Genomic DNA, 12,087 nt, shown 5'->3' with positions numbered 1-12,087 from the left:
AACCACTCAAGACGCCCCCTAGTGGGGCGTTTTGCTTTCCGTCACTTTTGTTTTGGAACCTGCTGATGAGCGCTCCTCGTGAAACCATCGCTGCTGTCGCCACCGCTCAAGGTCGCGGCGGTGTCGGTATCGTTCGAATTTCCGGGCCGCTGGCGGGTGTGGCAGCCCAGGCCATCAGCGGCCGAGAGTTGAAACCGCGATATGCCCATTACGGCCCCTTTCTGGATGCCGATAAAACCGTATTGGACGAAGGCCTGGCGCTGTATTTTCCCGGCCCCAACTCGTTCACCGGCGAAGACGTACTCGAATTGCAGGGCCACGGCGGCCCAGTGGTCCTGGATATGTTGCTGCAGCGCTGCCTGCAGTTGGGCTGCCGCTTGGCGCGTCCGGGGGAATTCAGCGAGCGTGCGTTCCTGAATGACAAACTCGACCTGGCCCAGGCTGAAGCCATTGCCGACTTGATCGAAGCGAGTTCTGCACAGGCAGCGCGCAATGCATTGCGCTCGTTGCAGGGTGCCTTTTCGTTGCGTGTGCATAACTTGACCGAGCAGTTGATCAGCCTGCGCATCTACGTCGAGGCGGCGATTGACTTCCCGGAAGAAGAAATCGACTTCCTTGCCGATGGCCATGTCCTGGCAATGCTCGATAAAGTCCGAGATGAGTTATCCACAGTGCTGCGCGAAGCCGGGCAGGGCGCCTTGCTGCGCGACGGTATGACGGTAGTGATTGCCGGCCGACCTAATGCCGGCAAATCGAGCCTGCTCAATGCCCTGGCAGGTCGCGAGGCGGCCATCGTTACCGAGATTGCCGGCACCACCCGGGATATCTTGCGCGAACATATCCACATCGATGGCATGCCCCTGCACGTGGTCGACACGGCAGGTTTGCGCGACACCGACGACCAGGTCGAAAAGATCGGCGTAGAGCGTGCACTCAAGGCTATCGGCGAAGCGGATCGAGTACTGCTGGTGGTGGATGCCACTGCGCCAGAGGCTGTGGATCCTTTTGCGCTGTGGCCTGAATTCCTCGAACAGCGGCCGGACCCGGCGAAGGTCACCTTGATTCGCAACAAGGCCGACCTGACCGGCGAAGCCATTGCCATGGAAACCAGCGAGGATGGCCATGTCACCATCAGTCTGAGCGCAAAGTCGGCCGGCGATGGCTTGGAATTGTTGCGCGACCATCTCAAGGCCTGCATGGGCTATGAGCAAACCTCGGAGAGCAGCTTCAGCGCACGCCGCAGGCACCTGGAGGCGCTGCGTCACGCCAGCGCGGCGTTGGAACACGGGCGGGCACAACTGACCTTGGCGGGGGCAGGGGAGCTGCTGGCTGAGGATTTGCGTCAGGCGCAGCAGCTGTTGGGCGAGATCACCGGCGCGTTCAGCTCGGATGATCTGTTGGGACGGATCTTTTCCAGCTTCTGTATCGGCAAATAGCAGCGTTATCCACAGCGCGCTACCAGTTGTAGGACACCGTACCGAGCAAGGTACGGCTGTCACCCCAATAGCAACGCCCCGCATCGTTGCAGCCGGATACATACTCCTTGTCGAACAGGTTCTTGGCGTTCACATCCACCGACCAGTGTTTGTCGATCTGATATCCGATGGCCGCATCCACCAACGTGACGCTTCCGGCATCCAACTTCCCGTACAGCGTCGGTGCTGTGTAGGAAAAGGTGCTGTCGAAGTAGCGCACACCGCCGCCCAGAGACAAACCCTTCAGCTGGCCGTCGAGGAAGCGATACTTGCCCCACACCGACGCCTGGTTGCGAGGAACCCCGGTCATTTGGCGCCCTTCGACCAATGATGTGGCGGAATCCTTGGTAATCCTTGCGTCGGTGTAGGTGTAGGCCGCAGTGACATTCAGGTTGGGGGTGATGTTGCTGTTGATCTCCACTTCCGCACCTTTGGCGCGGCTCTCGCCGACTTGGCGATAGCTGTTGGTGGTGGCATCCAGATATGTGTCGTCTTGCTTGCGCAGGTCATACACCGACAGCGTCATCGCGGTGTCCCAGCCAATCGGTTCGTACTTCACACCCACTTCGTATTGGCTGCTGGTGATCGGCTTCAGCGGCGCACCGGCGTTGGAGATCTGCTGCACCGGGACGAAGGCGGTGGAGTAGCTGACATACGGCGTCAGGCCGTTGTCGAACTGGTACATCACGCCGCCCTGGTACGTGAACTTCTTGTCTTCGGAGCCAGTGTTGCTGGCCTTGTTCACTTTGTCGCGGAAATCACTGTCGACCCAGTCCTGGCGACCGCCAAGCAGGAACAGCCAGTGGTCATATTTGCTCTGTACCTGTGCATAAACGCCCTTCATCTGCTGTTCGAGCAGGGTGTTTTGAACCGCGATAGGCGTGAGCGGATCGCGCAGGTACACCGGGTTATACACATTGATGGTGCCGGCAAAGCCTGCATCCCAGTCCTGATTGAACGAGGTGCGGTCGTAGCTGGCGCCAAACAGCACGGTGTTTTCCAGACCGCCCACCTCGAATTTACCCTCGAGCTGGTTATCCAGCGAATAGACCATGGACTTGTTGTAGCGGTCGTAGGCGGTCATGTTCAGCTGGGTGCCGAAGCCGCGATTGTTCAGCGCGCCGGGCCAGGTTTCATGGCGGTTGATGCGTGACTGCATGTAGCGCGAGTTCTGGCGGAACTGCCAATCATCATTGAAGCTGTGGCTGAACTCGTAGCCGGCGCTCCAGGCTTCCCGTTCGAAGGTGTTCCAGTCCGGGTCGCCAAGCATGGTGTGTTTGGACAGCTTGCCGTTGGGGTTTTTCAGCAACGTGCCTGCCGCCGGTAAGCCAAGTTCCAGATTGGTGTGGTCTTTCTGGTAGTTGGCCAGCAGAGTCAGGGTGTTGTAGTCGTCGAAGTTCAGGGTCAGGGACGGTGCGATGTACAAGCGATCATCAGGAACGTGGTCGGTTTGAGTGTCGGATTTGCGTCCCAGCATGACCACACGGCCGAGAATGTTGCCGCCATCATTGAGCGGGCCCGAGATATCCACACCCAACTGGCGTCGATTGTTGGAGCCGTAACCCAATTGCACCTCGCCCTGGGGCGCAGCGGTTGGGTGTTTGCTGACCAGGTTGACCAGCCCGCCGGGCGCGTTTTCCCCGTAGAGCAGGGAAGATGGGCCACGGAAAATCTCGACGCGCTCCAGTCCATACGGTTCGCTGGTGGTGTCATACCGATTGCCCTGCACCCGAAGGCCATCGCGCAGCAGGCCGTAGCCATAATCCGTGGCGTTGAAGCCACGAATGAAGAACAGGTCACCGGCCAGGCCATCGCCGGCGGCAAAAGGTGGCGCGAAGATCCCCGGCACGTAACCCAATACGTCCGTCAGCGTTTGCGACTTCTGATCCTTGATACGTTGGCCAGTAACCACCGAAACCGAACGCGGGGTTTCCGAGAGCGGCGTGCTGGTCTTGGTGCCGATGCGGCTGTTTTGCGCCTTGTAGCCCACATCGCCAGCAATGTCTTGATTGAAACCGAGCTGTTGATAAGTGCTCACAGTCGTCGGTGCCAGCGTCAGTTGCCCGGCCGGTGCCGCCTGCAATACATAGCTTCCGGGCGCCTGCGTGACTGCCTGCAACCCAGAGTTCTGCAGCAACAGCGCAAAGCCTTGATCAACCGAGTAGTCACCTTCCAGCCCAGGCGTATTCAAACGCGCGGTCTGCTGCGGCGAGAACGACAGAATCACATTGGCCTTGGCGGCAAACTGGCTCAAGGCGGCGTCCAGTGGGCCGGCAGCGATGGTGTAGTGTTGCGCGACGTTGGCGGCCATGGCGCCTGTGGACAACACAACACCGGCCGTAGTCGCCGTGGCCAGCAGTAAACCGTAGGTCATGCCGTGGTAAGAGAGTCGTTGGCGAAACTTGGTTGGGAGGCGCATAGGTGGGTAAGCCCTGAAGGTAACGTCGTGATTACCTGTAGGGCCGGGCCAGGTAAAAAAAAGATAACCCCCCTGTGGATTATTTTTTGCGTTCATCCAACGCGCTTCACCGAGACCCAATAGCGAGTGAAATATTTCACCTGGATCGGCAGCGTGGCTTGCAGGTTGGCCAGTACTGCATCGGTGGAGTCGAGGCGAAACGTTCCCGAAACCCGCAGGCCGGCAGAAGCCGAATCGCACTGCAGGACACCTGGACGATAACGCGCCAGGTCGTCGATCAGATCCCCAAGCCGAGCGTCGAGAACGATCACCTGGCCATCGACCCAAGCGGTCTGGATGTTGCGATAGGCTTGGTTGGGGGCGATGTTCTGGCGGTCGAAGTCAGCGCTTTCTCCAGCTTTCAATAATCGGCTGTGCTCAGGTTGATCAGCAGGCGAAACGCTCACCCGATCTTCCAGCACACCCACACGCGTCGAACCCGGCAGCTGGCGCACGGTAAACCGAGTGCCCAACGCCTGAACCCGACCTTGGTGGGTGTCGACATAAAAAGGCGTCTGCCCACCCAGTTTGCCTGTGTGGATAAGTACCTCGCCCTCGCGCAGGCGGACCAAACGCTGGCGCCCGTCGAACGCCACATCAATGGCGGTGCCGGTATTGAGATCAATGCGAGTGCCATCGGCCAGATCGATATGCCGTCGTTCACCGACACGTGTGCGGTAATCCGCCCAGACATTACCCAGCGACGTGTGTTCTCGGACGTTCCAGCCCAGATAACCGGTGCCGCCCAGCACCAGCATCCACTTGAGTACCTGCCGCCGTTGTTGCGTGGCCGATAAAGCGCGACGGGTGAAATCCTGCGGCAGAGCGCCAAGGCTGCGTTGAATTTGCTCCATCTGGTTCCATGCGGCCTGATGCGCAGGGTCGCCATTGAGCCATTGTTGCCAGGCATGCCGCTCAGCGGGCGTAGGCGGTTGCGATTGAAACTGCACGTACCAACTGGCAGCCGCTTCGAAAACCTTACGGTCCGGGGCGGCCATTACAGGCTGGCCATGAGCAATGAGCATTCAGTCAGGGCGCGAATCATGTGTTTCTTTACGGTGGTCAGCGAGACCTGCAGTTGGTCGGCGATTTGTTGATAAGTCAGGCCCTCGATCTGCGACAGCATGAAAATTCGTCGGGCTCGATCGCCAAGGTCAGCCAGGGCTTTATCCACAGCCACCAGGGTTTCAATGATGATGGCCTTGTCTTCTTCACTGATGGCAGTGGCTTCGGGGCGCTCAGCCAACGACTGTTTATAAGCCTGTTCAATCGCATGCCGGCGATAGCGGTCAATCACCAAACCTCTGGCGATGGTTGCCAGGTAGTCCCGGGGTTCGAGGATCTGTGCCGCATGACGCCCGCCCAAAATACGCACGAACGTATCATGGGCCACATCGGCCGCATCGCAGGCGTTATGCAACTTACCTTTTAGCCACCCTTGCAGCCACGAATGGTGCTGCTCATAGATGTGCTGGACTGCAACCGAGTGGGATGGAGGAGGCATAGGGCGCGATGAGCTAGGTTAATGATAATTACTATTATTAACTGCCACACCGATTTCTCACAATAGCTCCGTTTTTGAAGTGTTGTTTGCCCGGTCTCAGGATTTCGGTGGCGTCGTCGTGGGCGAAATACACCATTTCTGTGGATTAAGCCCTGTGAATAACCGCCCTTGTGCCCAGTTGATAACAGGGCCTGAAACCTGAGTAAAAACGCCTCTGTGGATAACCACCTGTTTAATCCACAGGCTTAAAGCACTTATCCAAGGGCCTCATTGGCACATGACCACAGACTTTTGAATCGCTGTACACAACGTAAATAAAGGCCTGTAGAGATCTATCCACAGAAAGTAGGCTCAGTAGAAATAAACATAAAAACAAAGATCTTATAAATTTCTTTCTTTTTAATTTCTATTGTCTGTGATTCATCCACAGCTGGTTAAATTTTGTGCAAAGGGTTCTTTAGGAAGGGCTAAGTCCCTATACTTGCCGCCAAAGCTCTAAAACTCTTTCAACAATCAATTCCTGATTACCTACATAAGCAGGCACGAGGTGCGTGGTGGATTTCCCTTCCCGTTTTGAAGTGATCGTCATCGGCGGCGGTCATGCCGGTACCGAGGCAGCACTGGCCTCAGCACGCATGGGCGTTAAAACCCTGTTGCTGACGCACAACGTGGAAACCCTCGGTGCCATGAGTTGCAACCCCGCCATTGGTGGGATCGGCAAAAGCCATCTGGTCAAGGAAATCGACGCCCTCGGCGGCGTCATGGCCATGGCGACCGACAAGGGTGGTATTCAATTTCGCGTGCTCAACAGCCGCAAAGGCCCGGCCGTACGGGCTACTCGGGCACAAGCTGACCGCATCCTGTACAAGGCCGCGGTACGCGAAACCCTGGAAAACCAGCCGAACCTGTGGATATTTCAGCAAGCAGCGGATGACCTGATCGTCGAACAAGACCAGGTTCGCGGTGTTGTCACGCAAATGGGCCTGCGTTTCTTCGCAGAATCCGTGGTGTTGACCACCGGTACGTTCCTCGGCGGACTTATCCACATCGGCATGCAGAACTATTCCGGTGGCCGCGCCGGTGATCCGCCTTCGATTGCTTTGGCAAAACGCCTGCGTGAATTGCCGCTGCGCGTCGGCCGCCTGAAAACCGGGACCCCGCCGCGTATCGATGGGCGTTCTGTAGATTTCTCGGTGATGACCGAACAAGCCGGCGATACGCCAATCCCGGTGATGTCGTTCATGGGTTCCAAAGAACAGCACCCGAAACAGGTCAGTTGCTGGATTACCCACACCAACGCCCGCACCCACGAAATCATTGCCGCGAACCTCGACCGTTCGCCGATGTATTCCGGGGTGATCGAAGGCATCGGCCCGCGTTATTGCCCATCGATCGAAGACAAGATTCACCGCTTTGCCGACAAGGAAAGCCACCAGGTCTTCATCGAGCCCGAAGGCTTGACCACCCACGAGCTGTACCCGAACGGCATTTCCACTTCCCTGCCGTTCGATGTGCAAATCCAGATCGTGCAGTCGATTCGCGGCATGGAAAACGCACACATCGTGCGCCCGGGCTACGCCATCGAGTACGACTACTTCGACCCGCGTGACCTGAAGTACAGCCTCGAGACCAAAGTGATCGGCGGCCTGTTCTTCGCCGGGCAAATCAACGGCACCACCGGTTACGAAGAAGCCGGCGCCCAAGGTTTGCTGGCCGGGACCAACGCGGCACTGCGTGCTCAAGGCAAAGACAGTTGGTGCCCGCGTCGCGATGAGGCGTACATCGGTGTGTTGGTCGATGACCTGATTACTCTCGGGACTCAGGAACCGTACCGGATGTTTACGTCCCGGGCCGAATACCGCCTGATCCTGCGCGAAGACAACGCCGACCTGCGCCTGACCGAAAAAGGTCGCGAGCTGGGCTTGGTCGATGACGCACGCTGGGCTGCGTTCTGCAAAAAACGCGAAAGCATCGTGCTGGAAGAACAGCGCCTGAAAAGTACCTGGGTTCGCCCAGGCACCGAGCAGGGCGACGCAATTGCCGAAAAATTCGGTACGCCGCTGACCCACGAATACAACTTGCTGAACCTGCTGTCCCGTCCGGAAATCGACTACGCTGGTCTGGTCGAAGTGACAGGCCACGGTGCAGAAGACCCACAGGTCGCTGAACAGGTTGAAATCAAGACCAAATACGCCGGCTACATTGATCGCCAACAGGACGAGATCGCTCGCCTGCGCGCCAGTGAAGACACCAAGCTGCCTGTGGATATCGATTACACCGGGATTTCCGGGTTGTCGAAAGAAATCCAAAGCAAGCTGGGGATAACTCGGCCGGAGACACTTGGCCAGGCTTCACGTATCCCGGGCGTAACCCCGGCAGCCATTTCGCTGTTGATGATTCATTTGAAAAAACGCGGCGCGGGCCGTCAGTTGGAGCAAAGCGCTTGAGTTCGTTGGTCACCTCGCAACACGCCGAAGAGTTATCCACAGGTGCTCGCCAGCTTGGCGTCAACCTGACCGAAGCCCAGCACGAATTGCTGCTGGGTTATCTGGCCCTGTTGATCAAATGGAACAAGGCTTACAACCTCACAGCAGTGCGCGACCCGGACGAAATGGTCTCGCGGCATCTGCTCGACAGCCTGAGCGTCATGCCGTTTATCGAAAACGGTCGCTGGCTCGACGTGGGCAGTGGCGGCGGCATGCCTGGCATCCCGCTGGCCATCCTGTTTCCCGAGTCGCAAGTCACGTGCCTGGACAGCAACGGCAAGAAAACCCGCTTCCTGACCCAGGTCAAACTCGAACTCAAGCTGGATAACCTCAACGTTATCCACAGTCGCGTCGAAGCCTTCACGCCGCAGCAGCCCTTCAACGGAATTGTTTCCCGGGCATTCAGCAGCATGGAGAACTTCAGCAACTGGACCCGCCACTTAGGCGACCGCGACACCCGTTGGCTGGCAATGAAGGGCGTTCATCCAAGCGACGAGCTGTTAGCATTGCCGGCAGACTTCCACCTCGATAGCGAACACGCCTTGGCCGTACCCGGTTGCCAAGGCCAACGCCATCTGCTGATACTGCGCCGCACGGCATGATTGGGAACACAAGCAAGAATGGCTAAGGTATTCGCGATAGCGAACCAGAAAGGTGGCGTGGGCAAAACCACCACCTGCATCAACCTCGCAGCATCCCTGGTCGCGACCAAGCGCCGGGTGCTGTTGATCGATCTCGATCCACAGGGCAACGCCACCATGGGTAGCGGTGTGGATAAACACGGCCTGGAAAACTCGGTCTACGACTTGCTCATTGGCGAGTGCGACCTGGCCCAGGCCATGCACTATTCCGAGCATGGCGGTTATCAACTGCTGCCGGCCAACCGTGATTTGACCGCGGCGGAAGTGGTGCTGCTGGAAATGCAGATGAAAGAAAGCCGTCTGCGCAGCGCCTTGGCGCCGATCCGCGAGAACTACGACTACATTTTGATCGACTGCCCGCCGTCGCTGTCGATGCTGACGTTGAACGCATTGGTGGCAGCCGATGGGGTGATTATCCCCATGCAGTGCGAGTACTTCGCGCTCGAAGGTTTGAGCGACCTTGTGGATAACATCAAGCGTATCGCCGAGTTGCTCAACCCGAACCTGCAAATCGAAGGCCTGCTGCGGACCATGTACGATCCGCGCCTGAGCCTGATGAACGATGTGTCGGCGCAGCTCAAGGAACACTTCGGCGATCAGTTGTACGACACCGTGATTCCACGCAACATCCGCCTGGCCGAAGCGCCAAGCTATGGCATGCCCGCGCTGGCGTACGACAAATCATCCCGTGGTGCCATTGCCTATCTGGCACTGGCCGGCGAGATGGTTCGCCGTCAACGCCGCAACTCACGCACCGCTGCAGCCCAGCCAACTTAAGGAATCCCCATGGCCGTCAAGAAACGAGGTCTCGGACGTGGACTGGATGCACTGCTGAGTGGTCCGACTGTCACTTCGCTTGAAGAACAAGCGGTGCAAGCCGACGAGCGCGAGCTGCAACACCTGCCGCTGGACCTGATCCAGCGCGGTAAATATCAGCCACGCCGGGACATGGACCCCCAGGCGCTGGAAGAACTGGCCAATTCGATCAAAGCCCAGGGCGTGATGCAGCCGATCGTGGTGCGCCCGATTGGCGGCGGCCGCTTTGAGATCATCGCTGGCGAACGCCGCTGGCGCGCCAGCCAGCAGGCCGGCAAGGACACCATCCCGGCGATGGTGCGCGATGTGCCGGACGAAACCGCTATCGCCATGGCGTTGATCGAGAACATCCAGCGTGAAGACCTCAACCCAATCGAGGAAGCGATCGCCCTGCAGCGTTTGCAGCAGGAATTCAAACTGACGCAACAGGAAGTGGCCGATGCGGTGGGTAAATCCCGCGTCACCGTGTCCAACTTGTTGCGCCTGATTGCGCTGCCGGAAGTCATCAAGACCATGTTGTCCCACGGCGACCTGGAAATGGGTCACGCCCGTGCTTTGCTCGGTTTGCCGGAAAATCAACAGGTTGAAGGGGCGCGACACGTTGTCGCACGCGGCCTCACCGTTCGTCAGACTGAGGCGTTGGTTCGCCAATGGCTCAGCGGTAAACCTGCACCGGTCGAAACCGCCAAACCTGATCCGGATATCGCGCGACTCGAGCAGCGCCTGGCCGAGCGCCTAGGCTCTGCGGTGCAAATTCGTCACGGCAAGAAAGGCAAAGGGCAATTAGTCATCGGATATAACTCACTCGATGAGCTTCAGGGCGTCCTTGCCCACATCCGCTGAAACATTTGCTTATGTAGCGCGCGATCGGAAAACACTACCCGACAGTTGAATAGGGGCAGAACCGCCCCTATACTCTGCGCGCATTTTGTCGGCACAAATTATGCCAAGTTATTGATTCTCGGCAGCCGACCATTGAGGAGCAAGAGTGATGGAAACCCGCACGCCAAACACGTTGCCGTTCCATCGCTTGGCCGTTTTCCCGGTTTTATTGGCTCAATTTGTCATTTTGCTGATCGCCGCATTGGCGCTTTGGTACTGGCATGGAGTCGTAGCCGGATATTCAGGACTCTGCGGAGGCCTGATAGCCTTGCTGCCCAATATGTATTTTGCTCACAGGGCCTTTCGGTTTTCCGGCGCCCGAGCAGCCCAGGCTATCGTCCGGTCTTTTTATGCTGGCGAAGCAGGGAAACTGATTTTGACGGCAGTGCTGTTTGCACTGACCTTTGCAGGTGTGAAGCCATTGGCGCCGCTGGCTGTATTCGGCGTCTTCGTGTTGACCCAACTGGTCAGCTGGTTCGCTCCCCTGCTAATGAAAACAAGACTTTCGAAACCTTAGGGCGTTTGAGGCAACCATGGCAGAAACAACCGCTTCGGGCTATATCCAGCACCACTTGCAGAACCTGACCTTCGGTCAGCTTCCCAACGGCGGCTGGGGCTTCGCCCACTCCGCAGCAGAAGCCAAAGAAATGGGCTTCTGGGCTTTCCACCTGGATACTCTGGGCTGGTCGGTCGCATTGGGTCTGATCTTCGTCCTGATTTTCCGCATGGCGGCAAAAAAGGCGACTTCCGGTCAGCCAGGTGCTTTGCAGAACTTCGTTGAAGTACTGGTCGAATTCGTCGATGGCAGCGTGAAAGACAGCTTCCATGGCCGTAGCCCGGTGATCGCACCGTTGGCACTGACCATCTTCGTCTGGGTGTTCCTGATGAACGCCGTCGACCTGATCCCGGTGGACTGGATTCCTCAGTTGGCCATGGCGATTTCCGGCGACCCGCACATCCCATTCCGTGCCGTATCGACCACTGACCCGAACGCTACCCTGGGCATGGCCCTGTCGGTGTTCGCGTTGATCATTTTCTACAGCATCAAGATCAAGGGCATCGGCGGCTTCATCGGCGAACTGACCCTGCACCCGTTCGGCAGCAAGAACATCTTCGTTCAAGCCCTGCTGATTCCGGTGAACTTCCTGCTGGAATTCGTGACCCTGATCGCCAAGCCAATTTCCCTGGCCCTGCGACTGTTCGGCAACATGTATGCCGGCGAGCTGGTGTTCATCCTGATCGCTGTGATGTTCGGCAGCGGCCTGCTCTGGCTTAGCGGCCTGGGCATTGTTCTGCAGTGGGCGTGGGCTGTGTTCCACATCCTGATCATCACCCTGCAGGCCTTCATCTTCATGATGCTGACCATCGTCTACCTGTCGATGGCGCACGAAGAGAACCATTAAGACCGGTCTCGACCAGTCTGATGTCCTTCCCGGTAACACGGGAAGGTGGCCCAACAGGGCTATGAAACGATTTGTTTTACCGCTTTAAAATCTAAAAAACCTAAACCATACGACGTAAAAGTCGGGAGGAAAGATGGAAACTGTAGTTGGTCTAACCGCTATCGCTGTTGCACTGTTGATCGGCCTGGGCGCCCTGGGTACTGCCATTGGTTTCGGCCTGCTCGGCGGCAAGTTCCTGGAAGGCGCAGCGCGTCAGCCAGAAATGGTGCCAATGCTGCAAGTTAAAATGTTCATCGTTGCCGGCCTGCTCGACGCCGTGACCATGATCGGTGTTGGTATCGCTCTGTTCTTCACCTTCGCGAACCCCTTCGTTGGTCAACTCGCCGGTTAATCACTCGTTTTTTCGAGTGATTGGTGTGTTG

11 protein-coding genes are annotated in these 12,087 nt (G+C 57.7%); 8 read left to right on the top strand and 3 right to left on the bottom strand.

Annotated elements, in window-relative coordinates; all coding sequences use genetic code 11:
• Positions 1-65: 65 nt before the first annotated feature.
• Complete coding sequence (mnmE, locus tag HX783_RS09910) at positions 66-1,436, top strand: tRNA uridine-5-carboxymethylaminomethyl(34) synthesis GTPase MnmE (RefSeq protein ID WP_177016774.1); 1,371 nt, start codon at positions 66-68, stop codon at positions 1,434-1,436.
• A 19-nt stretch (positions 1,437-1,455) separates the two neighbouring features.
• On the opposite strand, the gene HX783_RS09905 is transcribed toward mnmE, so the two are convergent.
• The 3 genes from HX783_RS09905 to HX783_RS09895 form a co-directional block, all read right to left on the bottom strand.
• Complete coding sequence (locus HX783_RS09905; RefSeq protein ID WP_177016773.1) at positions 1,456-3,894, bottom strand: TonB-dependent siderophore receptor; 2,439 nt, start codon at positions 3,892-3,894, stop codon at positions 1,456-1,458.
• Between the two features lie 92 nt (positions 3,895-3,986).
• Positions 3,987-4,931 (bottom strand): FecR domain-containing protein, encoded by a 945-nt coding sequence (locus HX783_RS09900; protein ID WP_177016772.1) that lies wholly within the window; start codon positions 4,929-4,931, stop codon positions 3,987-3,989.
• The gene (locus tag HX783_RS09895) at positions 4,931-5,437 is read right to left on the bottom strand and encodes a sigma-70 family RNA polymerase sigma factor (RefSeq protein WP_177016771.1); all 507 of its coding nucleotides are present in this window, start codon (positions 5,435-5,437) and stop codon (positions 4,931-4,933) included. The genes HX783_RS09900 and HX783_RS09895 overlap by 1 nt, the downstream gene beginning before the upstream one ends.
• 554 nt (positions 5,438-5,991) lie before the next feature.
• Here HX783_RS09895 and mnmG point away from each other — a divergent pair.
• From mnmG to atpE, 7 genes are all read left to right on the top strand, one after another.
• Positions 5,992-7,884, top strand: coding sequence for a tRNA uridine-5-carboxymethylaminomethyl(34) synthesis enzyme MnmG (gene mnmG / locus HX783_RS09890; RefSeq protein WP_177016770.1), 1,893 nt, complete (start codon positions 5,992-5,994; stop codon positions 7,882-7,884).
• A complete protein-coding gene (gene rsmG, locus HX783_RS09885) occupies positions 7,881-8,525 on the top strand; it encodes a 16S rRNA (guanine(527)-N(7))-methyltransferase RsmG (RefSeq protein ID WP_159961259.1) in 645 nt (214 codons plus the stop codon). The genes mnmG and rsmG overlap by 4 nt, the downstream gene beginning before the upstream one ends.
• Before the next feature lie 18 nt (positions 8,526-8,543).
• The gene (locus HX783_RS09880) at positions 8,544-9,341 is read left to right on the top strand and encodes a ParA family protein (RefSeq protein ID WP_017477894.1); all 798 of its coding nucleotides are present in this window, start codon (positions 8,544-8,546) and stop codon (positions 9,339-9,341) included.
• A 9-nt stretch (positions 9,342-9,350) separates the two neighbouring features.
• Entirely contained in the window at positions 9,351-10,223 is an 873-nt protein-coding gene (locus tag HX783_RS09875; RefSeq protein WP_094949087.1) for a ParB/RepB/Spo0J family partition protein, read from the top strand.
• Between the two features lie 148 nt (positions 10,224-10,371).
• Positions 10,372-10,779, top strand: a complete 408-nt coding sequence (locus tag HX783_RS09870) for a F0F1 ATP synthase subunit I (RefSeq protein ID WP_010565865.1) — start codon at positions 10,372-10,374, stop codon at positions 10,777-10,779.
• Positions 10,780-10,795: 16 nt separating this feature from the next.
• Entirely contained in the window at positions 10,796-11,665 is an 870-nt protein-coding gene (atpB, locus tag HX783_RS09865; RefSeq protein ID WP_017736231.1) for a F0F1 ATP synthase subunit A, read from the top strand.
• Between the two features lie 133 nt (positions 11,666-11,798).
• Complete coding sequence (gene atpE, locus HX783_RS09860) at positions 11,799-12,056, top strand: F0F1 ATP synthase subunit C (protein WP_002555987.1); 258 nt, start codon at positions 11,799-11,801, stop codon at positions 12,054-12,056.
• The last annotated feature ends 31 nt before the right edge of the window (positions 12,057-12,087 follow it).

The organism is Pseudomonas sp. D2002, from assembly GCF_013385735.1.
In the GTDB taxonomy this organism is placed as follows: Bacteria; Pseudomonadota; Gammaproteobacteria; order Pseudomonadales; family Pseudomonadaceae; genus Aquipseudomonas.
Note: the sequence above shows the minus strand (reverse complement) of the source record. Positions and strands in the feature narration are given on the sequence as shown.